At 62.7% G+C, this 26,400-nt stretch carries 26 protein-coding genes; 15 read left to right on the forward strand and 11 right to left on the reverse strand.

Annotation, left to right across the window (positions count from 1 at the left end; translation table 11 throughout):
• Positions 1 to 9: 9 nt before the first annotated feature.
• The gene (locus EJ075_RS04050; protein WP_126103468.1) at positions 10 to 1,029 is read right to left on the reverse strand and encodes an isopenicillin N synthase family oxygenase; all 1,020 of its coding nucleotides are present in this window, start codon (positions 1,027 to 1,029) and stop codon (positions 10 to 12) included.
• Between the two features lie 503 nt (positions 1,030 to 1,532).
• On the opposite strand from EJ075_RS04050, the gene EJ075_RS04060 reads away from it, so the two are divergent.
• From EJ075_RS04060 to EJ075_RS04080, 5 genes are all read left to right on the forward strand, one after another.
• Complete coding sequence (locus EJ075_RS04060) at positions 1,533 to 2,879, forward strand: extracellular solute-binding protein (RefSeq protein ID WP_126103469.1); 1,347 nt, start codon at positions 1,533 to 1,535, stop codon at positions 2,877 to 2,879.
• Positions 2,880 to 2,977: 98 nt separating this feature from the next.
• Positions 2,978 to 3,916, forward strand: a complete 939-nt coding sequence (locus EJ075_RS04065; protein ID WP_126103470.1) for a sugar phosphate isomerase/epimerase — start codon at positions 2,978 to 2,980, stop codon at positions 3,914 to 3,916.
• Positions 3,913 to 4,842: a sugar ABC transporter permease gene (locus EJ075_RS04070; protein ID WP_126103471.1), complete on the forward strand. Its 930-nt coding sequence runs from the start codon at positions 3,913 to 3,915 to the stop codon at positions 4,840 to 4,842. Before EJ075_RS04065 ends, EJ075_RS04070 begins: the two co-directional genes overlap by 4 nt.
• On the forward strand, positions 4,842 to 5,744 hold the full coding sequence (locus EJ075_RS04075) for a carbohydrate ABC transporter permease (protein ID WP_126103472.1): 903 nt from the start codon (positions 4,842 to 4,844) through the stop codon (positions 5,742 to 5,744). The genes EJ075_RS04070 and EJ075_RS04075 overlap by 1 nt, the downstream gene beginning before the upstream one ends.
• A gap of 1 nt (position 5,745) precedes the next feature.
• Positions 5,746 to 6,834, forward strand: coding sequence for a Gfo/Idh/MocA family oxidoreductase (locus EJ075_RS04080; protein WP_126103473.1), 1,089 nt, complete (start codon positions 5,746 to 5,748; stop codon positions 6,832 to 6,834).
• Here EJ075_RS04080 and EJ075_RS04085 read toward each other — a convergent pair.
• Positions 6,827 to 7,633: an SDR family oxidoreductase gene (locus EJ075_RS04085; protein ID WP_126103474.1), complete on the reverse strand. Its 807-nt coding sequence runs from the start codon at positions 7,631 to 7,633 to the stop codon at positions 6,827 to 6,829. The two genes, EJ075_RS04080 and EJ075_RS04085, sit on opposite strands and share 8 nt — an antisense overlap.
• The gene (locus EJ075_RS04090) at positions 7,630 to 8,484 is read right to left on the reverse strand and encodes an NAD(P)-dependent oxidoreductase (RefSeq protein WP_126103475.1); all 855 of its coding nucleotides are present in this window, start codon (positions 8,482 to 8,484) and stop codon (positions 7,630 to 7,632) included. The genes EJ075_RS04085 and EJ075_RS04090 overlap by 4 nt, the downstream gene beginning before the upstream one ends.
• Before the next feature lie 233 nt (positions 8,485 to 8,717).
• On the opposite strand from EJ075_RS04090, the gene EJ075_RS04095 reads away from it, so the two are divergent.
• The 3 genes from EJ075_RS04095 to EJ075_RS04105 are packed head-to-tail and all read left to right on the forward strand — an operon-like array spanning position 8,718 to position 11,191.
• Positions 8,718 to 9,362 carry an isochorismatase family cysteine hydrolase gene (locus EJ075_RS04095; RefSeq protein ID WP_095484006.1) on the forward strand — a complete coding sequence of 215 codons (645 nt, stop codon included), beginning with the start codon at positions 8,718 to 8,720 and terminating at the stop codon, positions 9,360 to 9,362.
• Between the two features lie 48 nt (positions 9,363 to 9,410).
• The gene (locus EJ075_RS04100) at positions 9,411 to 9,962 is read left to right on the forward strand and encodes a MarR family winged helix-turn-helix transcriptional regulator (protein ID WP_126103476.1); all 552 of its coding nucleotides are present in this window, start codon (positions 9,411 to 9,413) and stop codon (positions 9,960 to 9,962) included.
• Between the two features lie 41 nt (positions 9,963 to 10,003).
• Positions 10,004 to 11,191: an amidohydrolase family protein gene (locus tag EJ075_RS04105; protein WP_126107228.1), complete on the forward strand. Its 1,188-nt coding sequence runs from the start codon at positions 10,004 to 10,006 to the stop codon at positions 11,189 to 11,191.
• 6 nt (positions 11,192 to 11,197) lie between these two features.
• On the opposite strand, the gene EJ075_RS04110 is transcribed toward EJ075_RS04105, so the two are convergent.
• Both EJ075_RS04110 and EJ075_RS04115 read right to left on the reverse strand, forming a co-directional pair.
• Complete coding sequence (locus tag EJ075_RS04110) at positions 11,198 to 11,782, reverse strand: amino acid synthesis family protein (RefSeq protein ID WP_126103477.1); 585 nt, start codon at positions 11,780 to 11,782, stop codon at positions 11,198 to 11,200.
• Positions 11,779 to 12,363, reverse strand: a complete 585-nt coding sequence (locus EJ075_RS04115) for an amino acid synthesis family protein (protein ID WP_126103478.1) — start codon at positions 12,361 to 12,363, stop codon at positions 11,779 to 11,781. Before EJ075_RS04115 ends, EJ075_RS04110 begins: the two co-directional genes overlap by 4 nt.
• Before the next feature lie 255 nt (positions 12,364 to 12,618).
• On the opposite strand from EJ075_RS04115, the gene EJ075_RS04120 reads away from it, so the two are divergent.
• The 7 genes from EJ075_RS04120 (at position 12,619) to EJ075_RS04150 (ending at position 19,627) form a co-directional block, all read left to right on the forward strand.
• On the forward strand, positions 12,619 to 13,623 hold the full coding sequence (locus EJ075_RS04120; protein ID WP_126103479.1) for a BMP family ABC transporter substrate-binding protein: 1,005 nt from the start codon (positions 12,619 to 12,621) through the stop codon (positions 13,621 to 13,623).
• Positions 13,624 to 13,800: 177 nt separating this feature from the next.
• Positions 13,801 to 15,327, forward strand: coding sequence for an ABC transporter ATP-binding protein (locus EJ075_RS04125; protein ID WP_164547258.1), 1,527 nt, complete (start codon positions 13,801 to 13,803; stop codon positions 15,325 to 15,327).
• Between the two features lie 13 nt (positions 15,328 to 15,340).
• On the forward strand, positions 15,341 to 16,384 hold the full coding sequence (locus tag EJ075_RS04130) for an ABC transporter permease (RefSeq protein ID WP_164547032.1): 1,044 nt from the start codon (positions 15,341 to 15,343) through the stop codon (positions 16,382 to 16,384).
• Positions 16,372 to 17,358 carry an ABC transporter permease gene (locus EJ075_RS04135; RefSeq protein ID WP_126103481.1) on the forward strand — a complete coding sequence of 329 codons (987 nt, stop codon included), beginning with the start codon at positions 16,372 to 16,374 and terminating at the stop codon, positions 17,356 to 17,358. The genes EJ075_RS04130 and EJ075_RS04135 overlap by 13 nt, the downstream gene beginning before the upstream one ends.
• Positions 17,359 to 17,369: 11 nt before the next feature.
• Positions 17,370 to 18,383, forward strand: coding sequence for a nucleoside hydrolase (locus EJ075_RS04140; RefSeq protein WP_126103482.1), 1,014 nt, complete (start codon positions 17,370 to 17,372; stop codon positions 18,381 to 18,383).
• An 11-nt stretch (positions 18,384 to 18,394) separates the two neighbouring features.
• Entirely contained in the window at positions 18,395 to 19,327 is a 933-nt protein-coding gene (locus tag EJ075_RS04145) for a nucleoside hydrolase (protein WP_126103483.1), read from the forward strand.
• 69 nt (positions 19,328 to 19,396) lie between these two features.
• A complete protein-coding gene (locus EJ075_RS04150) occupies positions 19,397 to 19,627 on the forward strand; it encodes an AbrB/MazE/SpoVT family DNA-binding domain-containing protein (RefSeq protein ID WP_126103484.1) in 231 nt (76 codons plus the stop codon).
• Between the two features lie 98 nt (positions 19,628 to 19,725).
• Here the strand turns inward: EJ075_RS04150 and EJ075_RS04155 are convergent, their stop codons facing one another.
• The 6 genes from EJ075_RS04155 to EJ075_RS04180 all read right to left on the reverse strand — a co-directional run bounded on the left by EJ075_RS04155 (position 19,726) and on the right by EJ075_RS04180 (position 26,371).
• Positions 19,726 to 20,811, reverse strand: a complete 1,086-nt coding sequence (locus tag EJ075_RS04155) for an ABC transporter ATP-binding protein (RefSeq protein WP_126103485.1) — start codon at positions 20,809 to 20,811, stop codon at positions 19,726 to 19,728.
• A 12-nt stretch (positions 20,812 to 20,823) separates the two neighbouring features.
• Positions 20,824 to 21,612 (reverse strand): ABC transporter permease, encoded by a 789-nt coding sequence (locus EJ075_RS04160; protein ID WP_126103486.1) that lies wholly within the window; start codon positions 21,610 to 21,612, stop codon positions 20,824 to 20,826.
• A gap of 3 nt (positions 21,613 to 21,615) precedes the next feature.
• A complete protein-coding gene (locus EJ075_RS04165) occupies positions 21,616 to 22,494 on the reverse strand; it encodes an ABC transporter permease (RefSeq protein WP_126103487.1) in 879 nt (292 codons plus the stop codon).
• 83 nt (positions 22,495 to 22,577) lie between these two features.
• Complete coding sequence (locus tag EJ075_RS04170; protein ID WP_126103488.1) at positions 22,578 to 23,732, reverse strand: PotD/PotF family extracellular solute-binding protein; 1,155 nt, start codon at positions 23,730 to 23,732, stop codon at positions 22,578 to 22,580.
• A 242-nt stretch (positions 23,733 to 23,974) separates the two neighbouring features.
• On the reverse strand, positions 23,975 to 24,655 hold the full coding sequence (locus EJ075_RS04175) for a GntR family transcriptional regulator (RefSeq protein ID WP_095483756.1): 681 nt from the start codon (positions 24,653 to 24,655) through the stop codon (positions 23,975 to 23,977).
• Between the two features lie 78 nt (positions 24,656 to 24,733).
• A complete protein-coding gene (locus tag EJ075_RS04180) occupies positions 24,734 to 26,371 on the reverse strand; it encodes a choline dehydrogenase (protein ID WP_126103489.1) in 1,638 nt (545 codons plus the stop codon).
• Positions 26,372 to 26,400 lie beyond the last annotated feature (29 nt).

Below are 26,400 nucleotides of genomic sequence, written 5' to 3' on the forward strand. Positions count from 1 at the left end.
CCGACGCCTTCAGACAGGTGACGCCCTCGTTTCGAGAAGATCGGCATAGTGCCGGCGCGCCACGTCAGGATGCGAGCGCAGGCGACTTTTCAGCACGTTGGTTCCAACGTCGCGAAACAGCGGATTTTCCGGATCGCTCGCGGGTCCGCGCGCTTCGGCAGCCAGTTCTTCAGGCAGGGTGAGCAACGGGATCGTCGCATCGAGCCGGGCGCTGAAGAAGAAAGGAATGGAAATCCGCTCGACACCGGCCAGTGGCGTGACGACACGGTGCACCGTCGCCTTGAGGTAACCGTTCGACGCCAATTCGAGGAGCTCGCCGATGTTGACCACCAGCGTTCCGGGGATCGGATCCACATTCACCCAGCTTTCGTCATATTCGACCTGCAGCCCCTTATTCTCGTCGTGAAGCAGGAGCGTCAGGAAGCCGCCGTCCTTGTGCGCGCCGACGCCCTGGTCGCCACCGGTTGCGTCGCGTCCGGGATAGCGCACGATCTTCATTCGATGGTTGGGCTCACCGCTATAGATCGGATCGAAAGCGTCCTCGGCCTGGTCGAGCGACAGCGCGAAGGCCTTGAGCAGGCGGATCGCCACCGCCGTTGCCCTGGTCTGCCATGCCAGCAGCGCCGGCTCGAGTTCCGGCAGGGCCGAAGGCCATTGGTTCGGCCCTTGCAGCCGCGTCCAGGCAGGAATGCCCGGCTCCTGTGGCACGGGTCGGCGCTCGACGCCGATGTCGAGCTGTTCGCGCCAATCGGCCTTGCCCTTGGTCAGTTCGCCACCGGTGCGCGTATAGCCGCGGAATTGCGGTGACTTGACCATTTCGATGGCCAGCTTGTCGGCTTCGGGCAAGGCAAAGAACCGACGCGAGGCGTCGAGCACCTCGTCAATCTCCGCAGCCGAAATCCCGTGGCCGCTGAGATAGAAGAAGCCGACGTCACGGGCCGCCGTGCGCAGGTCGAACAGAAAGGTCCGACGCTCCGACGCGCCCTGTCCGAGACGGCTGAGATCGAGCACGGGTACAATCCTGGCCATGGTCAACCTCCTTCTGCCTCAGGCTTGGATCAGGCCTCTACGGTGACACGCAGGTCGTTGCGATCAAAGCAATGCTCGATCCAATCTCGACGCCAATGGAAGAAAGTCAGCGCTGCGTTTGGCGGCCGGCAGGCAAATAATGTCCGAAAGGATGCTCCAGGGCGCGACGGAACCCTGGAGCCGCGGCGCTTCCGGCCGATGCCGCCAAACGCTCAAACACGCTTCCCGTATTCGCCTCCTGCGAGAGCACGTTCACCGTGCGCCGAACCTGACCGGCGCCGTGATCGTCTTGTTGGCGCCGGGCGGAGGTGCGGGAACGGGGGAAGCGCGGCGCATCAGACGACGCCGCGCTCGCCCGCCAACTCTCTGGGCCCATGAAATTGGTGAAATAATAGGCATGCCTACCGATTGACAAAATTTGCAACAGGCGACCAAGATCATATGACCATCAACGATCTTTGGTCCCGAGGTTGCCCCTCGGCATTGGCGTAAAGGAGAGCCAGATGCCCATTCAGCAGAGAGTGACCCATCGTTCGAAACAACATCCCGCCATCCTTGCTACCGCACTGCTCAGCCTGAGCCTGATCACGACGCCCGGCATCGGCCATGCCGAGGGGATCACGCTCAAGGTCTTCGGCGGTTCGGCCCTCGACCAGCTCGCTCCGCGTCAGGCGCCGGACGAGCAGAAGAAGATCCAGCAGCAGGTCATTGACGGCTTCCTCAAGGCCAACCCCGACGTCTCGAAGGTCGAGTGGGATGCCCAAGGACCGCAGACCGATTCCATCCAGCGCCTGATGACCGCCAAGCTGGCGAGCCAGGAAATGGACCTGATCGCCTGCCCGGCCTTTTACACCAATGGCGCCTACGTCAGGCGCAAGCTGGTCATGCCGATCACCGACAAGATCAAGCCGTTCCAAGACAGGATCGACGCCGCCGCGCTTGGCGCCTTCACGGTCAGCGGCCAGGTCTATGGTGTCCCGATCTCGACGCTGTCGACATCGACGATCTTCTACAATGTCGACCTCTTTCAGAAGCTCGCTATCCCGGTCCCGCCGACCTATGGCGACCTGAAGGCGGCCGTGCCGAAGTTCAAGGACGCGGACGTCATCCCTCTCCTGCATCAGGGCTCGAACACCGTGATGTGGCCAATGTGGTTCTTCGAAACTTTTTCGCAGGCCTCGGGCGACCCGGTCGGCAAGACGCAGAAGAATCTGGAGGGCACGGCAAAGTTCACCGATGCGCCTGACGTCGAAGGCTTCAAGCTGATCAAGCAGTGGGTCGACGACGGCATCCTTTCCAAAGACTCGCTTTCCGTCGACCAGGACGGAATGCGCGCAGCTTTCGCCGCCGGCAAGAGCGCCATGTATTATGGCGGCACCTGGGAAATCCCGTCGCTCCAGTCGAGCGTCAAGGACTTCAAATGGGGCGTCTTTGCCTTTCCGAAAATGGATGGAACGCCGGGCGCGCCAGGCCATGGCGGCGGCGCCGACAACGGGATCTGCGTCGCCTCGTCGATCCCGCCCGAGAAGCTCGATGCGGCGATCAAGTTCATCGAATATCTGACCCAGCCTGAGGTTGCGACGCTCTACCTTGCGCCGGAGCAGCCGATCGCAGCCTCGATCAAGGGCGTGCCGCAGGTCGACGACGCCTATGCGGTCGAGCTGCGCAAGGAAGCCTTCCCGAGCACCATCAAGTTCCTCGACTGGATCTGGCCGTCGGAAGTCGCGACAGCCACCGCTTCGGCGATCGCCGGCATCGTTGGCGGCACGACGACGCCCGAGGAGGCGGCGGCCTCGATCCAGACCACCTTCGACGACCTCAAGGCGCAGGGCAACTGGCCGCCCAAGTGAGCTCGCATGCAGGCGAGCGCATCCAGCCGAGCTGATGCGCCAGGGCAAGAAAACGGGGCCGCCCGTCTCGGGCTGCCTCTCTTACCGGAGACAGAGACATGACGACAAATCGCGCCGAGCGGCAGCGCTTCTCGATCGGCTATCATCTGAACAGCTGGGACCTCACCGGACTACCGCTCAGGCCGGCCATCAAATTCCTGGCCGATCAGGGTTTCGGCTGGTTCGAGATCCTCGCCTTCACCAGCCTCTCGGACCAGTACGCCCGCAAATATATGCAGCTCGGCAACCAGGCGCCGATGGGCGTGACGACCGATACCGACATTTTGCGGCGCTACGCGCTGCTGTCGGAAGGCCAGAGCGAGTATGGCATCAAGCTCTCCTCTTTCTACGTGAATGCGATCTTCACCAACCCTGTCGCCTGGCCTTATGAGCGCGATGTGCTTGTCGCGCTGACCAGGATGTTGAAGGGCTTCGGCTCCCCGGTCCTGGTTCTTGGAGGCGGTCCCTCTGAAGCCATTGCCGGCCCGCATACGGCCGACGACTACCGCGCCTTTTGCCGGGCGCTCGAAGATATCGGCAAGCGGACCAAAGACCTTGGCATCGAGACGGTCTATCACCCGCATCTCGACACTTTCATCGAGCGCCGCGACCAGCTCGACCGGATGATGGATGAGTTGGACACCGGTCTGGCCGGCCTGTGCATCGATCCGGCGCACCTCGCCCATACCAATTCCGATCCCGTCGATGCGGTCAAAACCTACATCTCGGCCGTGCGCTACATGCATTTCAAGGATACCAGGGTCGACCCTGCGCTGAAGGGCTATGACCGCTACGGCGCCTTTTGCGAGCTTGGCGCCGGCGTCGTCGATCTTGCCGGCATCGTCGACGTGCTGCTCGACGCAAACTATGACGGCCTCGCCATCATCGAACTCGACGCATCGAAGAAGACGGCCGAGCAGAGCACGCTGGAGAGCATCGCCTATATCCGCAATACGCTCGGGCTGGCGCTGACACCGAAAACCGCGAAGGCCGCATGAGCACGCGACCGCAAGAGGCGGCTCCTTCCGCGAGCCGTTTCGGGCGCTTCGTTTCAGGCGACGGCGCGACCGCCTTCGTCATGATCCTGCCGGCCGCGATCCTCTTCGGTCTGTTCTACCTCTGGCCGTTCGGCAACGGTTTCTGGCTCAGCCTGCACAATTGGGATGGGTTTTCCGACCCAAGCTGGGCGGGCTTCTCCAATTATCAGCGCCTCGCACATGATCGCATCTTCCTCGCCGCGCTGCGCAACAATTTGATCTTCGTCCTTGCCGTTGTCGTCTTGAAAAACGTGCTCGGCCTTGGGCTGGCGCTGCTTCTGAATCGGGTGGTCCTCGGCCGCACCTTCTTTCGCGCCGCCGCCTTCGTCCCGGTGACGATGTCCTTCGTCGCCGTCGGGCTGCTCTGGTCCTGGATCTACAATCCGGTCTTCGGGCTGCTCAATGGCGGCCTCGATCTGTTCGGCCTCGGTGGGCTGAAACAATCATGGCTTGGTGACGCCGATATCGCGCTCTATTCGATCATCGTCGTCGACGTCTGGAAATGGCTCGGCTTCCACGCCGTGATCTATCTCGCTGGGCTGCAGACGATCCCGGCGGAACTCTACGAATCGGCGAAGATGGACGGCGCGGGACCGGTCCAGCGCTTCTGGCATGTCACCTTGCCGATGATGATGCCGATCGTCTTCATCAACACCATTCTTGGCCTGTCCGGCGCCTTCGTGCGCAACTTCGACATCGTCTATGTCTTGACCAAGGGCGGGCCGAACCACGCCACCGAAGTCGTGCTCACCTACATGATGAGCAAGGCCTTCCAGGACGGTGCCATGAGCTATGCCGCGGCCATCGGCTATGTGCTCTTCCTGATCGTCGGGCTGGCCAGCGTCGGGCTGCTCGCCCTGATGCGGCGGCAAAGGCTTGAGGTCTGATGAGCGCCGCGGCCAACCCTCCGCTTTCCCGGGACAACGGCACGGTCGGCCATCGCCGCAACGCGCGGCGCCTCGGCGCGCGAGGTATTCTCGAACTTGCAGGCATCTATGCTGCGCTCGTCCTGGTGCTGCTGGAGACGCTTTATCCGCTGCTTTGGGTGCTCTTCGGCTCACTCAAGACCAAGCAGGAAATGCTCAGCAACATCTGGGGCCCGCCGTCGAGCCTTGTGTTCCAGAACTATGCCGATGCCTGGCGCATCGCCGGCATGGGATCGCGCATCGTCAGCAGCGTCTTCGTCACCGGTTCGGCATTGATCATCCTGGTGGCCGTGGCGACGCCCTGCGCCTATGCGCTGGCGCGCCTTCGTTTTCCCGGACGCGGCCTTGTGCTGGCGGTGGCCGTGGCAGCCATGCTGGTGCCGCCGCAAGTCATGGCCATTCCGCTGTTCATGGTGGCGCGCGATCTCGGCCTGATCAACAATCGGCTCGGCATCGCCTTCGTTTATGCCGCGACGTCATTGCCGCTTTCGGTCTTCATCCTGCGCAGCTTCTTCGTCACGTTGCCCGCCGACCTCGAAGACGCCGCGCGTATCGATGGCGCCAGCCGGCTGGCGATCCTGATCCACATCATGCTGCCGCTGATCCGGCCGGGCGTCGCGCTGATCCTGATCTTCGGCTTCATCGAGATCTGGAACGATTTCTTCCTCGCCTTCCTGCTCCTGCGCGACCCGTCCGTGCAGACCATCCCGCTCGGACTTGTCAGCTTCTTCCAGCAATATGACTCGCTCTGGGCGCTCTACTTCGCCGCGTTGACGATCACGACACTGCCGGTGATCGTCGTCTTCATCGCCATGCAGCGGCAGTTCATCGCCGGCCTGACGGCCGGCGCCGTTAAGGGTTGACATGCAGGATCGCGTTATCGGCGTTGGCGTTGTCGGTTGCGGCGAAATCGCCCAGTTGATGCACTTGCCCTATCTCCAGGAATTGCCGGCGTTTCGCATCGCCGCGCTGTGCGATATCTCACCCGGAACGGTCGACAAGGTCGGGGAGCACTACGGTGTCGCGGCCCGCTATACCGACCATCGCGCCCTGCTTGCCGATCCTGGTGTCGATGCCGTGGTGATCTGCACCTACGACCATGGCGAGATGGTTGCTGACGCCATCCGCGCCGGCAAGCATCTGATCGTCGAGAAGCCGCTTGCCTTCACGCTTGAGGAGGCGCACCCGCTGATCGAGCAGGCTGAACGCAGCGGCCTCGTTGCGCTTGTCGGCTATATGAAGTTCTATGACCCCGGCTACGAGATCGGCCTCGAGCGCATCGCCGCCATCGGCCGGCCGAAGTCGATCCATGTCCATGATTTCGCCGGCCGCTTCGACCTCTACGGCAAACTCTATACGCAAATCCATATCGCCGATGTGCCGGCCGATCTGCTCGCGGCCGGGCGAGACGCCGTCGCACGACGCGTCGAGGCGGCGCTGGGGCTGGACCATGCCGGCTATCGCGATCTCTATCTCCTGCTGCTTGGCCTGAGCAGCCACGATCTCGCCGTCATGCGCGGCGCCTTCGGCACGCCGAGCCGTGTCGTGCACGCGCAGCAGACCGGCGCGAACCAGCTTCTGGCCGTGCTCGACTATGACGGCGTTCCCTGTCTCTTCGACATGGCGCTCGCCCAATATGAATGGTGGGACGAATGGATCCACGTGCATGGCGAGCACGCGGAAGTGCGGATCGATTTCCAGAACCCCTATTTCCGCAATGCCTCGGCCATCGTGCGGGTGCGCGAAGCGGCCGGCGAGACGGCATCCGAACGCGTGCTGCCGGGCATCCCCGACACCGCATTCCGTCGCGAATGGCTGCATTTCGCCGATTGCATCCTGGCCGGCGCAAAACCGCGCACGCCGCTTTCGGGCGGTCTCGCCGACCTTGATCTCGCCGTCCAGATCATCCAGGCAATGCCGCCAAAGCGGCTTGAGACGAGGCCCCTTATCTGAATTTCGGAAACACGCCGCCGGCCGGCGCGTTGGCCCAGCTCTGCAAGGTCTGGCCGCCGTCGATCAGCCAATCCGCGCCGGTGACGTGCCTGGCCTCGTCGGAGGCGAGGAACGCCACGGCGGCCGCGACATCGTCCGGCTGGCCGATGCGGCGCAGCGGGATGCGGTCGGCGAAATGCTGCACGCTGCTCTTGAAATCGCCGTCGCCGCTCGCAGGCACGCCGAGCGTCGTCTCGATCACGCCGGGGCAGATGGCGTTGACGCGTATGCCGTAGGGCGCGGCATCGAGTGCTGCGACCCGCGTCAACCCGACCACACCATGCTTGGAGGCGACATAGCCGGCGCCGCCGGCGAGCACATCCCAGCCGGCCATGGACGAGCCCATATTGACGATCGAGCCGCCATTGCCGGCCGCGATCATCGCCCGAAGCGAGGCCTGCAAGACGAGGAACATGCCACGCAGATTGATGCGGATGATGGTGTCCCAGTCCTCGACAGGCAGTTCGTGAACCGGAGCGACGACGCCGGAAATGCCGGCATTGTTGAACACGGCATCGAGCCCGCCGAAGGTCTCGACGGTCGTTGCAACGGCGCGCTGCACGTCTGCCTGATCGGTGACGTCGGTTTCGATGGCGATTGCGTGCTCACCAAGGGATTGGGCCAGTGTCTGCGCCGCCGCGCCGTTGCGGTCGACAATGGCGACGCGTGCGCCTTCTTCGAGGAAGCGCCGGACTGCCGCACTGCCGATCGCGCCGGCGCCACCGGTGACAAGGACGCATCTTTCGTCGAATCGCTTCATTTTCTAAGCTCCGGCTTCGGGTAAGAGCGCCACGAATGGCTCGGCTCAAAGCTGATGGTTTCGCGCGCATGGACTGTGTCGAGCACGGCACCATGGCCGGCGATCGGCCGCGACAGCGGGACATCCGGGTAGACACGGCGCACGAGCGGCTCGGTTTCCTCTTCCATGAACGTGTCGGCGGCGCTGAGCAGGACGCGGAGATGGCCGTCGCCTTTCCATTCCAACGCCTGCAGGAAGCCCTGCCCCGCGTCGCGCGCATCGAGATAGGCCCACAGGTCACGGGCGCTGTCGGCAGTGGCGCGGCGCGGGCCGACGCCCGCGAAAAAGCTGGCCGGGGTCTGGATCCATGGCATACGAATGCTGACAGCAGAGAACGCGCCGCGGCGCACCGCCGCGGCGACGATTTCCTCACCGAGCCATTTCGACAGGCCGTACGGATCCTGCGCGCCGACTGGGTGGTTCATATCGACCGGCAGATAGGGCGGGCGCACCGTCTTCTCGAAAAACGGATAGCCGAAAACGCTGAAGGACGAGGCATAGACGAAGCGCGCGGCGCCAGCCATGGCCGCCGCCTCGACGACATTGTAGGCGGTCGCTACATTGGTCTTGAACACTTCGCCGCCGGCCCGCCCGGTCGGGCGCGGAATGGCCGCGACATGAACCACAGCGTCGCAATCGCGCACCAGCTGCAGCGTCGAGCCAAGATCCGTCAGATCCGCGGTTGCATGCCGCCATGCCACGTCACCCGGGGCGGCGGCATCAATGCCCATCACATCATGACCGGCCGCGACCAGCGCCGCGGCGACATGGCGGCCAAGCAGACCGCTGGATCCGGTGACGATCGTCTTCATGTCTCAGCCCTCGACGCCGCGAATTCAGCCAATTGAATATCATTGATGGTCATACAAATCGAACACCCGATTGCCGAACCTTGTCAATGCCATTCCGCATCGGAGAACGGCGCGGACCTTTGCCGGCGCGTCCCGCGCACACCAGGCGACAAGGCTTTGCTCCGAACGGGATTGACTTGGCATCCGCGACGGTTTTTTGTATGAGCATCAACGATCGACCAAAGGAGCTCGCCATGCCCGTGGACAGTTTTTCCTCACATCGGCACGATGACGCGATGCGCCTCGATCCGCAACGCGCGGCGGTTATCGTCATCGACATGGTCAATGAATTTTGCAAGCCCGGCGGGGCGATGGTGCTGCCGGGATATGAGACGCTGGTTGCGCCGCAATTGGCCATCATCGAAGCGGCGCGCGCCGACGGTGTGCCGGTTATCTGGGTGCACGACACCCATAGGGCCGGCATGCGCCGCGAGCGCGAATGGGTGAAGCGCACGCCGCATTGTCTCGAGGGTAGCTGGGGACCGGAGATCATCGAGGACCTTGGCGCCCGCGACGATGAAATCCATCTGATAAAGCGGCGCTACTCGGCGTTTTTTCAAACCGACCTCGACCTGACGCTCAAAGACATGCAGGTCGATCAACTGGTCATCTTCGGCGTGGTCACAAATATCTGCGTGCGCTCGACCGTCCATGACGCCTTTTTTCAGGGTTATGAAGTGGTAGTGCCAAGCGATTGCTGCGCGGCGACGGGACCACGCGAGCAGGAAAGCTCGCTCTACGACATAGCGACGCATTTCGGCGTGGTCAGCGATTCGGCAAGCGTCGTCGCGGCCCTTCGCGACGGAACGTCGCTTCAACCGGCTGAAGTCGCGGCTTGAGCTTTTTCGAGCCTGCGGCATCCGAGACAGCGGCAAGAGGAGCCCGGCGTGACGACTGATATCGAATCGCAACCCGAAAGTGCGGCACCCAAAGGGCCGGGCGACAGTGCCAAGCCGCTGAGCCGCGAACAGGTGCTGCAGCGATACGCCAAGACCGGCTACGAACTGGACCGCCATCCGGCGCACGTGATCCGCCGGGCACATCAGCGCGCGACGCTGCGCTTCCAACAGGTCATGGCCGGCGAAGATCTTTCGCCAACGCAATTCGCCGCCCTCGCCACCATTCTCAAGCAAGGCGAGGTCTCGCAGAACCATCTGGGACGGCTGACCGCGATGGATCCGTCGACCATCAGCATCGTCGTTCGCAAACTTCTCAAGAACGGGCTGATCACCCGCAGCGCTTCCGATACCGACCAGCGCCTGTCGATGATCGCGCTGACCGACAAGGGAACCAAATACACGCTCGACCGGCTCGAACGCAGCGTCGAAGTCGGGCGGCGATTTCTGTCGCCGCTTTCGCCCGCGGAACAGGCGACGCTGCTTCGCCTGCTCAACCGCATCAATGACGACGATCCATCGAATGGCGATAGCGGGAAATAACTCGCGTCCCAAAATTCATGGAAATAACAGACGAGGTGCCGATGTCGCCCGACCCGAAACCCAACACGCTTGTCGTGCGCAACATCGGCCTGATGCTTTCCGGCGATCTCGCCCAACCGATCCTCGACGCCGACACGATCGTCGCGGTCGACGGCAAGATCACCGCCATCGGCAAAGCCGGCGCGCTTGATACCAGTGCCGCCGGCACCGTGATCGATGCAATGGGCTGTGCGGTCGCGCCGGGGCTGATCGACAATCACGTCCATCCGGTAGCCGGCGACTGGACGCCGCGGCAGAACCAGATCGGCTGGATGGATTCGACCGTGCATGGCGGGGTCACCACCATCGTCTCGGCGGGAGAGGTCCACACGCCGGGTCGTCCGCGCGATCTGGTCGGATTGAAGGCGCTGGCAATCGCGGCGCAACGGACCTTCTCCAACTTCCGCCCGAGCGGCATGAAGATACTGGCCGGCGCGCCGATCCTGGAACCCGGCCTGACCGAAGAGGATTTCCGCTATCTTGCCGAAGCCGGCGTCACGCTTGTCGGAGAAGTTGGCCTAGGCGGCGTCAAGGACGGGCCGACCGGACGGCAGATGATCGCCTGGGCGCGCGAATACGGCATGACCTCAATGACCCATACAGGCGGGCCGTCGCTGCCCGGCTCCGGCCGCATCGGCGCGGATGTCGTGCTGGAGGTCGACGCCGACATTGTCGCCCATGTCAATGGCGGCCCGACGGCACTGCCCGAAGCGGAAATCCGGCAGATCTGCGAGAAGGGCTCGCGGGCGCTCGAAATCGTCCACAACGGCAATCTGCGCACCGGACTGTTCGTGCTCGACCTCGCCAGGCAGCGCGGCGAACTTTCCCGCATCATCGTCGGCACCGACAGCCCGGCCGGGTCCGGCGTGCAGCCGCTCGGCATACTGCGGACGCTGACCATGCTGGCCTCGCTGGGCGGCATCGCGCCGGAAGTGGCATTCTGCTTTGCCAGCGGCAACACGGCGCGCGTACGCAAGCTGCATGATCGCGGCATGATCGAAGTCGGCCGCGCCGCCGACCTGATCTTCATGGACCAGGCGATCGGCGGCGCCGGAGACGGGCTGCTCGACAGCGTGGCGCAGGGCAACCTTCCGGGAATCGGAATGGTCGTCATCGACGGCGTGGTACAGACCCGTCGAAGCCGCAACACCCCGCCGGCAATGCGGGTGCCTGAAGTTATTCTGGGATAGCGACGTTTAGCTGACACCGTCCTTGCCGACGATCTTGTCCTTGGTCAGCCCGCCGACGCGCGGGTGCGGCCTGCCGGAATCGGTCACCGCGATGGCGACGACGATCTCGTCGGCACGCGGCGCGTCGGGAACGCGAACCTCCATGCCGTCGAAATGGCTACGCACCCGCGCCGCGTCCTTGTGGCCGAGCGGGATGTCGAGCGGCACGCCGAGGCCGACACGCTTCTTCGATGAGGGAATGAGCGCCGCACCCTTGCCAAGCACATCGCGGAACGGGGCGCCGAGCTTGGGGTGAAGGATGGCGGCGGCATGTTCGAGTTCGCCGTCGGCACCGACGGCGGCTGCCTTGCCGAAGCTTTCGACTTTGTTGCCGGGAATGCCAAGTGCTGCGACCGCGCGCTTCGGCAAAATGTCGCCCAATTCCTCACCAATGTCGCTCAACGCTGACAGGTCTTCGACGTAAGTGCCGGCGTACGGGTTGCGGATCACGGCAATGGCCGCCGCGCGGCGGGTCGGGGGATCGACGGGACGGCCGCCCTCGATCAGGGTTTCCTCGACGATGGTGATGATCCGGCGGATTTCTACGCTCATCTCAATCCGTCCTCGCCCTTGATGTCAGCGGCGGCAAGGCCGCCCACCCGCGCGTGAACGCGCGCGCCTGTCGTCATCGCCAGGATGACCGCCATCTCGTCTGCGCGCGGCGCGTCGGTGACGCCGACCTCGATCGCGTCGAAATGGCTGCGCACGTAAGAAGCGTTTATGTGCGTGATCGGAATGTCGATCCGTGTTCCAAGGCCGCCGACCTTCTTGGTCGAAGGCACGATTGCCCTAGCGTTTCCGAGCAGCTCACGCATCGCGTAGCCCCCGGGATTATGCCAGAGCGCGCCGTGTTCAAGCTCACCGGCGGCGCCGACGATGGCGCCCTTGCCATAGCCTTCAATTGCCGAGGCGCCGTCGCCGATGGCATCGATCAGGCGTCGCGCCATATCGAGACCGAGCGGCTTCAGATCGTCCATGAAGCCGGTGATTTCCTGGACATAGCGCCCGGCAAAGGGGTTGGCGATGACGGCGACGATCGCGCCGCGTTTGGGCGGACGTGCCGCAAGTGGGCCGCCCTCGTGGAATATCTCCTCGACCTGAACCAGAAATTTCCTGACCACCACAGCCGGCATTATCCGCTCTCTTTCTTCCCGTCGTTCACACAAACTCGTTAGAGTATCAACAATTATCCCCAGCCGATATTTGTCAAGCTTCGACACGCAAGAAGCGAGAAATGGCACAACAAAACTGCCTCGCAGGACGATTGACAGCCTGCGGGGCCGCTCATAAACTCATATGACCATCAACGAAAATAGCCGCCGTCTCGGCGATAGCGCGGATGGTCAAGGCGTGGCTTCAAAAGCTGAAAAAAGCTGAAGGGGAATGACATGAAAAGGGCGCTCAAAAATCTATGTCTGGCCGGCACGATGCTTGCCGTGTCGTTCGGATCTGCCGCGGCACAGGACAAGGTGTCCGTGGCCGCCATCTCGGGATACTTTGCACAGGGCTTCGGTGTTTCCATCGTCAACGGCCTCAACAAGGCCAAGGACGAATTCGGGATCGACCTGAAGCTGGTCGACACCGGCAATCGCGCACTCGACTACGAGGAGCAGTTCGAGAACCTTGCAAAGGCCAAGCAGTACGACCTGATCTTCGTGATGGGCTGGGAACTGGTGGACTCGCTGCAGAAGGTCAGCAAAGCCTATCCCGACCAGCGCTTCGTGTTCATCGACGGCGTGCTCGACAATCCCAACATGATCTACGCCAATTTCGCGGAGGAGCAGGGATCCTTCGTCGCCGGCGCGCTCGCCGGCATGATCGAGGCCAAGGGCAGCGAATTCCCCAAGATCGGCGACGGCATGGCGATCGGCTTCGTCGGCGGCCGTGATATCCCCGTGATCCGCAACTTCCTCGGCGGCTACGAGCAAGGCGCGAAATATGCCGCGCCCGACGTGAAGGTGAACTCCGTCTTCGCCGGAACCTTCGACGATCCGGCCAAGGGCAGCGAGCTTGCCCAGGCGCTTTACGGCCAGGGCGCCGACATCGTCTACAACGTCGCCGGCCCGACGGGCGAAGGCGTGATGCAGGCAAGTGCTGCGGTCGACAAATACTCGATCGGCGTCGACATCGACATGTGCGGCACGGCCCCCGGAAATGTGCTCGCAAGCATGCTGAAGCGCGGCGACATCGCCGTCTACACGCTGATCAAGGACGAAGTCGAGGGCCGCAAGGTGACCGCCGGCACCCGCACCTTCGACCTCGCTTCGGGCGGCGTCGAGGTCAAGGTCTGCGATGATATCGCCCCGACGATCCCGGCCGATGTGACGGCCAAGCTGGACGAGATCAAGAAGGCCATTCTCGATGGCAAGATCGAGATCGCAAAGGCGAAGTAAGACAACAACCGCGCATCCTCCCAGGAAAGCGCTACGCTGATCCGCTGCGGCTTGCCGCGACGGATCAGCGTCCAATTTGCGAGAAGCAAGGTGTCGAACGTGCCGGGGTTTCCGACCCTTCACAATGCCAGCAACAATGCTGCCGGCGCCAATGTTGCCAGCCCCAATCTTGCTGGGATGGCCGTCGCGTTGACGGGCATCACCAAGCGTTTTGGCGCCTTCGTTGCCAATGATGGCATCGACCTTGCCGTGCGCCGGGGCGAAATTCACGCCATCATCGGCGAGAACGGCGCCGGCAAGACGACGTTGATGAACATCCTGTTCGGCCTCCTGCAGCCCGACGAAGGCTCAATCCGGCTTAACGACGAGGAGACGGTGGTCGCCGATCCCGCCGTCGCCATCAAGGCCGGTCTCGGCATGGTGCATCAGCATTTCAAGCTGGTTCCGTCGCTCTCGGTCGCCGACAATGTTTTTCTCGGCATGGAAATCCGCCGCCATGGGCTGATCGACCACGCCGCGCAGATCGCGCGCACGCGCGAACTGTCGGAGCGTTTCGGGCTGCGGGTCGATCCGACCGAGCGCGTCGGACTGCTCTCGGTCGGCATAGAGCAACGCATCGAGATCCTGAAGGTGCTGGTGCGTGGCGCGCGCACCATCATCCTCGACGAGCCGACGGCGGTCCTGACGCCACAGGAGAGCCGTGAGCTGTTCCAGACGCTGCGCAGCTTCGTGGCGGAGGGCATGACGGTGATCTTCATTTCGCATCACCTGGAAGAGGTGATGGAGGTCTCGGACACCGTGACGGTGCTGCGCAACGGCAGGAGGGTGGCGACGCGCCCGACGGCCGAGCTCAGCAAGGACGAATTGGTGCGCATGATGGTCGGGCGCGAGGTCAGCTTCGATCGCCGTCCGCGCGAACCGCAGCATGGCGAGGTGATCCTCGAAGTCGAGCAACTGTGGGCGCGCGACGACCGCCGATTGCCGGCGCTACGCGACGTTAACTTCACCGTCCGCTCCGGCGAGGTGGTGGGAATTGCCGGCGTGGCCGGCAATGGCCAGACGGAACTGGCGGAGGTGCTTTCGGGCCTGCGTCCGGCAAGCCATGGCGTAGCCCGGCTGAAGGGCCGCAACCTTGCCACCCTCTCCCCCGCCGAAATCCGCGAGGCTGGCCTTGCGCATGTTCCAGGCGATCGGATGGTCCGCGGGGTCGACCGCAATGCATCGATTGCGGCAAACATGCTGATGGGTCGCCAGCGCCGTGCGCCATGGAGCCGCAGCGGCCTGCTCAACTGGAACGCCATCGGCCAAAACGCTTCCAAGCTGATCAAGGATTTCGATATTCGCGCGCAAGGAGCGGGCGATGCTGTCAAACGGCTTTCGGGCGGCAATATCCAGAAGGTCGTGCTGGCGCGCGAGTTCACCAACGGCGCCGACTTCCTGCTGATCGATCAGCCGACTCGCGGCGTCGACATCGGCGCGCAGGAAGCCATTCATGACGAGATCATGCGCCAGCGCGCTGCCGGCCGCGCAATCCTGCTGATTTCCGTGCAGCTCGACGAACTTGCCGCCCTTGCCGATCGCATCCTGGTGATGTTCAACGGACGGATCATGGGCGAGGTCGCCGGCGATGATGCCGACGAGGACCGCATCGGCATGATGATGGCAGGCGTGGCCGCGCCGGAATTCGCCGTGGAGACTGCATAATGCCGGAGTCTCCATGATGAACGACCGCTTGCGTGCCGTTTCCGGCCAGATCATTGCCGTCGCCGTGGCGCTGCTCATGGGCGCGATCATCATCCTCATGGTCGGTGAGAGCCCGGTACGTGTCTTCATGACGCTGTTGCGCGGCGCCTTCGGCGACCAGGCAAAGATTGCCGGTACTTTGCTGCAGACGACGCCGATCCTGATCTGCGGCGTCGCGGCCTGCGTCGGCCTGCGCGGCGGCATGTTCAACGTCGGCATCGAGGGTCAGCTTTTCCTCGGCGGCTTCGCTGCCGCCTGGGTCGGCTTCGCCTTTCCGCTCCCCGCGGGCATTCACATGCTGGCGGCACTGGCGCTCGCGGTCGTCGCGGGTGCCGCCTGGGTTGCGATCCCTGCCTATTTCCGCGCCCGCTACAACACCAACGAAGTCGTCTCGACGATCCTGTCGAACTACGTCGCGGTGCTGCTGACCTCCTATTTCACGATCTTTCTATTCAAGCGGCCGGGCGGCTGGTCGGAGACTCCGCCGATCCTGCCGACGTCCTATCTGCCCGGGATCTTCGACTTCTCGCGGTTGAACTGGGGCCTGGTCATCGGTCTGGTGCTGGCGATCGGCGCGGCACTTGTCTTTCGCTACACCAGTTGGGGCTATGGCGTGACGATGGTCGGCTCGGCGCCGAAATTCGCCGAATATGGTGGCGTCAACGTCAAACGGCAGGGCTTTTTGGTCCTGCTCCTTTCAGGCGCCGTTGGCGGACTGGCCGGTGGCGTCGAGACGCTCGGCGTCCATCACCGGTTCATGGAAGGGTTTGCTCCCGGTTTCGGCTTCGATGGGCTTATCGCCGCCCTGCTCGCCAATGGCTCGCCGGTCGCCACCATCTTCACCGCGCTGTTCTTCGGCGCCCTGCGCAACGGGTCGCTGCTGCTCGAGGTCGATACCGGCGCGTCGCGCGAGATCATCACCGTGATACAGGCGCTCATCATCCTCAGCGTGTCGGCGCAGGTTCTGGTCAGGCGCCGCGGCGACAGCCAGGCAGGGGAGCGGCGATGGAAATTCTAGACAAGCTCGTCAACGTCGCGCTGATCGCCGCGACGCTTCGCACCACCGCGCCCATTCTTCTGGTCGCGCTCGGCGGCTCGTTCACCACCAAGGCCGGCATCTTCAACATCGGCCTCGAAGGGCAGATGCTGGCAGGCGCCTTCTTCGCCGTCCTCGGCTCGATCTGGACAGGTTCCGCGCTGCTGGGGGTCGCCTGCGGCGTCGCGGCAGCGCTCGCCTTCGCCTTGGTTTTTGCGGTTCTGGTGGTGAGTTTCCGCGCCAATGAAGTGGTTGTCGGGCTGGCGCTCAACATCCTGGCCGGCGGCATGACGATCTCGCTGATGAAGGCGATCTTCGGCACGCGAGGCTCCATTGTCGGTCAAGGCATCGTCGGCCTGCCGAAAGTCCAGCTGCCCGGCGCCCGCGACCTTCTCGGCTCATGGGCATCGCTGATCTCCGGCTTCACGCCGATCGTCTATGTCGCCTTCATCGCGGTGCCGCTGCTGGTCCTGTTCTACAACCGCACCCGCCTCGGGCTTTACATCCGCGTCGTCGGCGAGAAACCCGAGGCTGCCGAGGCGCTCGGCATCTCGATCACGCGTGTCCGTTACATCGCGTCGCTGCTGTGCGGATTTCTGGCGGGGCTGGCCGGCGCGCATCTGTCGCTCGGCTACATAACCATGTTCACCGAAAACATGTCGTCGGGCCGTGGGTTCATGGCCGTGGCGATCCTGATCTTCTCCAATGGTGATCCGCTCAAGGTGCTGGCCGGCTGCCTGCTGTTCGGCTTCGCCGATGCCTTCTCGCTGCGCCTGCAGACGTTCGGCTATCCGTCCTACCTGGTTCTCACGGTTCCTTATGTCGTCGCGCTCACGGCGCTGTTCGCGCTCTCCTATCGCGCGCGGCCAAAGATCATCACGGAGACGCTGGCGTCGATGCAGAAACTGCTGTCGGCAGACAAAAACACCGAGCCGGGCAGTAAACATCCCTCATGAAGGAAACCTCCATGGAACGCATAATCCTCGACGTGGATTCTGCCGGCGACGATATTCTCGCCGTGCTGTTTGCCGCGGCGAATCCAAATCTTCGGCTCGAAGGCGTGACCACGGTGACCGGCGCGGCCGGCCCGATCGAGCAGGTCACCAATGTCGTCCTCAACACGCTGGCGCTTGCCGGGCGCGACGACATCCCGGTTCACGCCGGTGCGTGGCGGCCGATCGTCGGCAACGCCAAGGCCGACATGGAAGCGCCGGTTCATTTCGAAAAGCGGCTCGTGGCGCGCTTCGGCGACCGCCTGAAGAAATTCAATCCACCGGCGCCGACGCCGGCGCGCCAGGCAACGCCGGGGCACGCGGTCGACTTCATTATCGAGACGGTGATGGCCAATCCCGGCGAGATCACGCTGGTGACGACCGGCCCGCTGACCAACGCGGCGATGGCGCTGCTGCAGGAACCCCGGCTGACGGAGGCGCTCAAGCGCCTGCTGGTGCTCGGCGGCAACTTTCAGACGCCCGGCAACATCACGCCGCTGTCGGAATACAACATCTGGGCCGACCCGGAGGCCTCGCGCATCGTGCTGAACGCCGATGTCGACAAGATCCTCGTGCCGCTCGACATCTGCGAGGACAACCGTGTCGCCGCCTCGATGCTGACGCGCGACGACCTCGCGGACATGCAGGCCGGCGCCAAGGACAATCCCGTTCTCGAGATGATCGCCGACAGCTTTCCGATCTATATCGACATCTGGCGCGAATTCTTCGATCTGGTCGGCTTCCCGATGGACGACGTGATCACTGTAGCGCTAGCTTTCGATCCGGGCCTTGCCACGATGACCGAGCCGCTGTTCGTCGACGTCGTGCTGGACGGGCGTATAGCGCGCGGACAGATCGTCGCCTATCGCGGCCGGCAATTGCTGCCCGGCGGCGGACCGAAGACCACGCGCATCTGCACCGACCTCGACGGCCGGCGCTTCCTCAACATGTTCAAACAGACCGTCGCGCAGTACGAGCGGGCGGCGTGAGGAACGATACGATGACCACTGCAACTCCCATATTGTTCGATTGCGATCCTGGTCACGACGACGCCATTGCGCTGGTCATGGCGCATCGCTCGCCGGCCATCAAACTGCTCGGCGTCACCACGACCTGCGGCAACGCAGAGGTCGAGAAGACGACGGCCAATACGCTGCGCATCCTCGAATTCATCGGCGCCGGCGACGTTCCGGTGGCGCAGGGCTGCCATCGCCCGCTGGCACGGCCTCTGGTGCTCGGCACCGCCGACGGGCCAAGCGGCCTGGAAGGCTCCCCCTACCTGCCGCAGGCAACGATCAAGCCGGTCAAGCAGCATGCGGTCGATTTCCTCGCCGACACGTTGCGCGCCTCGCCCGAGCCGATCCTGGTTGTCGCCACCGGGCCGCTGACCAATATCGGCCTGCTGATCCTGAAACATCGCGACGTGCTGCCCAAGATCAAGGAACTGATCTGGATGGGCGGCGTGTTCTTTCGCAGGAGCGAGATCATCACGCCGACCGAGTTCAATGCCTTCTGCGACCCGGAAGCGCTGAAGATCGTCCTGGACAGTAGTGTGCCGATCCTGATGGTCGGCCTCGATGTCACCATGCAGGTGCTGATCGAGGCGCCACAATATGCCGAGCTCGCAACCATCGACACGCCGCTCGGCCGGCTCGTCAACGACTGGCTGCTGTTCTACGAGAAGCTGCATCGCAACTCGATGGGCGTCGGTGGGGCGATGCACGATCCTCTGGTGCTGGCGCTGGCCATCGACCCGACGCTGGTGCGCACGCGTCCCGCCCATATCGGCGTCAATCTGTCGGGCACTTACGCATTCGGCGCGACCGTTGCCGATTTCTGGGGCGAGCGTGGCGAACAGGACAACGCCCGGATCGCGCACGAAGTCGATGCAAACCGCTTCTTCAAATTGATGTTCGATCTGCTCCGGGATTAGACTGGGTCTTTCGGTCCTAGCCTCCTGCGGATATACATCTCGCCGGACGTATATCCATGGGAGAGCGTGATGCGGGTCTCGAAGTGGGGCGACAGTCTCGCCATCCGTCTTCCCGCCGTTGTCGTCGAGGCGCTCGAACTCAGGGAAGGCGATGAGATTGAAATCCATGTGACCGATGCCGGACGGCTTGGCGTCGCGCGCAAAGCTGCGCCCGAGGAATTGCTGAAACGGCTTCGCGCCTTCCACGGTCGCCTTCCCGCCGATTTCAAGTTCGACCGGGAAGAGGCGAATGCCCGGTAGAACGAGCCGCGGAATGTTTATCAGCCGGTCAGTTAGGTCTTAGCGGCACATATCCTGTGCAGGCTTCCTTTTCCGAAGATCTGACCGACAGCCGGCAATCAGGATTGCGGAAGGATGACGACATTTTCCGAGTCCCAGAAAACTTCTGCCTTCTCACCCGGTTTCGGCAAGCTGGTGCGCGTGCTCCGCTGGATTTGAACGCGAACGCGAATGCCGTCAGCCAGGCGGATGGTATAGAACGATCTGCTGCCGATGAAGATGACATCCTCGACCTGCCCGGTCGCCGATTGCGTGGTGTCATTGTCTCTGGCGAAGCGGAAGGACTCCGGTCGGATTGAGACGATCACCTTGCCGCGCAATTCGCCGGCGGGAACGACAGAACTGTGAAAGCGGAGCCCCGATGCGGTGACGGCAGTCATGCCGGAAGCATCGTCGCTTGCCATTGCCGCCTCGAACAAATTGGTCTCGCCGAGGAACTTGGCGGCGAACAGCGACCTTGGCGCCGCGTACATGATTTCGGGCCGGTCGATCTGCACGATGCGGCCCTTCTCCATGAGAACGACACGGTCCGAGAGGATCATCGCTTCGTCCTGATCATGCGTGACGTAGACGAAGGTGGCGCCGGTCTCGGCGTGAATGCGCTTCATCTCGACCAGCATGTGCTGGCGGATCTTCAGATCGAGGGCGGCAAGCGGCTCATCGAGCAGCAGAACTTTCGGACCATTGACGAGCGCCCGGGCGAGCGCCACGCGCTGGCTCTGGCCGCCACTCAACTCGTTGATATAGCGGTTGGCGAAGCTGTCGAGCTGAACGATGTGCAGCATGCGCTGGACCCGCTCGCGGATTTCCGCCTTGGGCGTGCCCCTGACCTTCAGGCCGAAGGCGACGTTCTCGAAAACGTCGAGATGCGGAAAAAGCGCATAGCGCTGGAAGACCATGTTCACAGGCCGCCGCTCGGGCGGCTGGTCGGCACAATCCTTGCCATCGATCTTGACGGTGCCGGCAGTCACTGTCTCGAAGCCTGCTATGAGCCGCATGAGGGTCGTCTTGCCGCAGCCACTGGGACCAAGCAAGGTGACGATCTCGCCCTGTTCGATGGACAGGCTTATGTCGCTCAGCGCCTGAAACGAGCCGAACATTTTTTGGGCAGCGGCGATCTCGATCACCGGTGGGCGAATAGTCATCCCTGTAGATCCTTATGTCACGGTACGGCCGGCGACGGCTGATCTTCTGCGCAGATGGCCGATGAGCCAGGCAATGAAGAGGATGGCGATCGAGAACAGGAGAGCGAGAGTGGAAATGGCGTTGATGAGCGGGGTGACAGTGCGGCGCATCATCGACCAGATATACATGGGCAAGGTCGTCTCGGTGCCGGCGACGAAGGAGGTCACGACGAATTCGTCGAAAGACACGGCAAACGCCAATATGGCCGACGCGATCAAGGTCGGTGCGATCAGCGGCAGCGTCACCTTGCCGAAGGTCTGCATCTGGCTGGCGCCAAGATCGCGCGAGGCTTCCTCCAGCGACGGATCGAACAACGCCAGCCGGGCGCGCATCGCCACGATCAGGATGGGCAGGGCCAGCACCACGTGCGAGATGACGATAGTGACCGTCGAGAGCTGGACGCGTGCCTGGGCGAACAGCACCAGAAGCGAGACGCCGACGAAGAGGCCTGGAAGCGCGATCGGCGTCAGGCACAGCACCTCCAGCAAGGCGCGACCTCCCTGCCCCAGGCGAAGCCAGGCAAGCGAGGCAGCCGCACCGAGGACAAGCGTGATCAGCGCGGTGAAGCAGGCGACGGTGAGGCTCTTGACCAGTGCCGAGCCGAGTTGGGCATTGCCAAGCACATCGGCGTACCAGCGCAGACTGAAGCCGGCAAAGGGGAAGGATAGCGAAGCGCTCGCATGGAAAGAAAAGAGAACGATAATCACCAGCGGCATCAGCAAGAACGCCAGGATCGACCAGACGACAATTCTGAGGACCACTGGCTACGCTCCCACTTTCTTTGCAGGCCGGCGTTTCACGATCAGACCTGTTGCACGCCCAAGCCCCATCACGGCGAAGTAGATGGCGATCGACACCAGAAACATCAGGAAGGCCTGGGCGGCACCGAGGGGCCAGTTTCCGGTCTTGCGGAACTGATCGGCGATCAGCAGCCCCGTCGTCTGACCCGACGAGCCGCCCAGCATCTGCGGCGTGACATAGTCGCCCGCAACCATGACGAAGGTCAGCATGAAGGCGCCGACCAGCCCGTTGGCTGCGTTGGGCGCGATGACGCGGAAGAAGGCGCCAAGCGGCGAGGCGCCAAGGTCGCGCGCGGCGTCAACAAGGTCCTTCTTGATCTCCCTGAGCGACGACACCACCAGCAGGATGCAGAATGGCAGGTAAATGTGGATCAACGTGATCGCGACAGCAAACCGGCTGAACAGGAGTACCCCGACCGGCGTGTCGACGATGCCGGCCTGAAGCAGGATGGTGTTGAGGACGCCGCTGGTGCCAAGCAAGGTGCGCCAGGCATAGATGCGGACCAAATAGCTGGAAAACCAGGTGATCAGGATAAGATAGAGGATGACCTGCGAGCGGCTGACATAGACGAGGTAGTAGCCGACCGGGATCGCCAATACCAACGTGATCGAGGCCGTGACAAGCCCGATCAGGATGGCGTTGATCGTCACCGTCCAGAACAGTGGCGACATCAGCGAATTCAGGTAGTTCGAAAACACGAAATCCGGCACGATCTTATACGAGGCCGCCGTCCAGAAACTGTAGACGAACAGGATCAGGCTCGGCACGACGAAAAACACGACCATGTACAGAACAGCGGGTCCCGCCAGCAGACTGCCCATGCTAGAGCGTGGTGCCTTCATGAACATTCTCACGGACAAAAATGCGCTATCGGCAATGACGCCGATAGCCAACTCTCAATTCAGCCGACTCAAACGCGGGAAGTCTACATTCCGGCTTTGAATTCCTGCCATGCCGCGACCCAGTCGTCATAGGTGGCATGGGTGTCGGATGCCCGCGGCGGAATGCCGGGCAGGCCGGCTGCGAACATCGTCTCAATGGCATCATAATCGATGCGGCTGCGCGACTTCTCATCGAGCAATGCGACCGCCTTTTTGGAAACCGGCGCCTGAACCACAGCCATGGCGACCTTGGCCTGCACGGCAGGATCGAGCGACTGGTTGATGAAGGCGTGAGCGGCCTCGATATTGTCCGCCGAAATCGGGATGAACCAAGCATCCACCCACAGGACCGGGCCTTCTTTCGGCATGGCCATCTCGATCTTCATGTTCTGCTGGTCGGTCTGTGTGATGATAGAGGGATCGGCGCAAAGTGCTGCAACGACCTCGCCGGAAACCATGAGATTGACGAGCTCGCCCTGGTTGAGGGCGATGACGCGGGCCTGAGCGCGGTATTTGGAGAATTCCGCGAAAGTCTTGCCGAGCTCGTCTTTGGTCAGCAGCGGATATTTGTCGCCGAAACCGGCAACGCGCGCGGCGACCGGCCAGGAGCTTACCGTGTCGTCCATGATGGCGATCTTGCCCTTGAGCGAAGGATCGAGCAGGTCGGCGTAGGATGTCGGCTTGGCCAGCTTGTCGGCATTGAACAGGATCGTGTTGAACCCCCAGATATAAGGCGATCCCCAATGTTGCCCGTCGGCGAACCATGTCGGCTGGTCGTAGAACTGGCCGAAGAGGTTGTCGGGATTGTAGTTCGGCACTTTCGACATATCGATCGGATTTACGATCTTCATTTCCCGGACGTAGAGATCGGCATAGGCCTGATTGTATTCGGCCAAATCGATGGGCGGTGGATTGCCGGCCACGAATTTTGCCTGCACGTCATCCTGGTTGGCGATCGACGTGGCCTCGACCGTCACGCCGTTTGCCTTGCGCCAGTCCGAAAGCTCGTTGGTCAGGTCATAGCCTTCCCAGGCCATGACCTGGAGTTCGCCGCCCGCAGCGGCCTGCGCAGGCAGCGTGGACAGCCTCAACAGGAATGCCCCGCCTCCCAAACCGGCCATTCCGGTGAGTACGGCTCTCCTGCTGATCGCTGACGTGAACAAGCCCGAGTTGACCTCGTCTCCTGCTTTGCGTGTCATTGCGAATTCCCCTTTTTGGTGGCAATTTACGGCAATCTTGCTTTACAGGATATTGGATACAATAATCTTGAGAGTCAAACGAATTCGCCCTACCACCGCTCGGCTTTGATTGTCTTGCGAAGATTTTGCGGAGGCGTCACGGCTATCCAGATCGGCTGCGCTCGCGTCAGCCGATTTTGAACGACAGGCAGATGTGCGCCCGGATTCGACGAAACGAAAAGGCCGATACGGCTGAAGCAGGATCAGCCGGCGGCTTCGCCTCGCTTCAGTTGGCTGACGATTTCTTCGGCCGCGTCGGCGACATGCTTCTTGAGCAGTCTCGATGTCTCGACGGCGTCACGCAGGCGATAGGCTTCAAAAATGTCACGATGCTCCTGCAGCGCTTTGGTCTGCGCCTTCAACGGCTCGATCTGCAGGCGCAGATAGCGATCCGCCGAACTGTAGAGCGTTTGTAGCACCGCCATCGAACGCGGTCGCATCGACGGCTCGAGCAGCGCCGTATGAAAGGCCCAGTTGAGACGGCTGAGCTCCTTCGGATCGCCCCTGGCGATAGCAGCCTCATAGTCACGAAGCGCTCGCTCGACATTGGCGATGTCCTGATTGGACAGGCGCGCTATGGCCTTTTTGACGAGGAAGGGTTCCAGCAGAAGCCGCGCATCGAACAGGTCGATCGCATCGTCAGCCGATAGATCGGAGACGACTGCGCCGCGATGCGTCCTGATGACGACAAGACCTTCGGCTTCCAGTTGCAGAAGCGCCTCGCGCACCGGAATCCGGCTGACGCCCAACTCGGCCGCTATCGCCTCTTGGCGAATCTGGTGGCCGCCAGGATAGTCGCCACCGATAATTTTGGCGGCTATATATTCGGCCACCATCGCGGTTACGGTCTGGCGCTGCAACAGAGGCTTGGGCGGTGTCGGCATGGCAGGCGCTTTCAGAATCGTTCTACTTGTCGCAGGATCGTATCCAATATTTCATTGAGGTCCAATGTCGGCGTTGCATCAACGCTGATCCGCATAATCAACCGTCTCTGGCGGCAGCGGCGCGCGCCCACGCACGCGGTCGACAAGCTTTTCCGCAATCATCATGGTCGGGCAGTGCAAATTGCCGCTGGTGATGCGCGGCATGACCGACGCATCGATGACACGCAACCCCTCGGTCTCGTGCACCTTGCCGTCGGCGTCGACGACCGACATGTCGTCGACGCCCATACGGCAGGTCGAGCACGGGTGGTACTGCGTGCCGAGGTTTTCCTTTAGCCAGGCAAGCACTTCGGCATCGGGCATCGTCCTGAGCCCTGGCGTCAGGGCTTGCCCGCGCATGCCGTCCCAGGCGCGTTGCTGGATGATCTCGTCGGTGTGACGCACGCCGTCGATCAGATCCCGCTGGTCCTGCGGATGCGCGAGGTAGTTGGAAATGATCGACGGATGCATCCGCGGGTCAGCCGATTTCAGTGTAACAGCGCCTCGGCTCTCCGGCCGCATCAGACAGGTCTGGTATTGGAACCCCTCCTCGATGTTGACCTTGCCGTGCATGAGTTCGCCCAGCATCGGCAGAAACTCATGCTGGATGTTGGCATAGTCGGCAGCCGCACTGCTCCTGAAGAACGTGCCGACCTCCCAAAGATTTGTCACGCCGAGCCCGGAGCGCATGAACAGCCATTGCGCGCCGATCAGGCCCATCTTGAACATGTTCAGGTCCATGGCGGGCGAGACGCCGCGACGCGATGCCCTGTAACGCACCGAAACGGCAACATGGTCGACCAACCCCTTGCCGACACCGGGCACGTCCGCGACCGACTTGATACCCAGACTGCCCAGTTCGTCTGGGCGACCGACGCCCGACAGCAGCAAAAGCTGCGGCGAATTGAAGGCGCCGCCGCACAGCACCACCTCGCGCCCTGCCTCAACTGTGTGGGTCGCACCATCAGCCTCGTAGGTAACGCCGACCGCGCGCTTGCCGTCGAAATTGACCCGGTGCACCAGCGCATTCAGCTTCAGCTCGACATTGCCCTTGCGGATTGCCGGCCTGAGATAGGCCCTGCCGCCGCTCGCCCGCACACCCCTGTCGATATTCGCCTGGTAGATATGGACGCCTTCCTGGCGATAGGCATTGTAGTCGGGATTGAGTGGATGACCGGCCTGTTGACCAGCCTCGAGAAACGCCTTGAAGACCGGCAGATTGCCTTTGAGCGTCGTGATCGCGATGGGGCCATCGCCGCCTCGATAGGCATTGGCGCCGTTGTCATAGGTCTCCAGCCTTTTGAAATAGGGCAGGCAATGGGCATACGACCAATCCGGCAGACCGTCCTGCGCCCACCCGTCGAAGTCGCGCGGATTGCCGCGGACGTAGACCATGCCGTTGAGCGACCCGGACCCGCCCAGCATCTTGCCCCTGACATGCGTGATCATGCGCTCGCCGAGCGCGGCCTCCGGTCCCGTCTCGAAACTCCAGGTCCGGCGCTGGTCGGTCAGCGGGTAGGACATGGCCGCCGGCATGCGCACGTAGATGGAATTGTCGCTCGGGCCGGCCTCCAGCACCAGCACTCGAACGCTCTTGTCCTCGCCTAGCCTGGCGGCGACGATCGAACCGGCGGCACCTGCCCCGACGACGATATAGTCATACGCCTTGGAAGCCATGTCGAACTTACCTTCACTTGCACCTGACC

The sequence above is a fragment of the Mesorhizobium sp. M6A.T.Cr.TU.016.01.1.1 genome (assembly GCF_003952585.1).
GTDB lineage: Bacteria > Pseudomonadota > Alphaproteobacteria > Rhizobiales > Rhizobiaceae > Mesorhizobium > Mesorhizobium mediterraneum.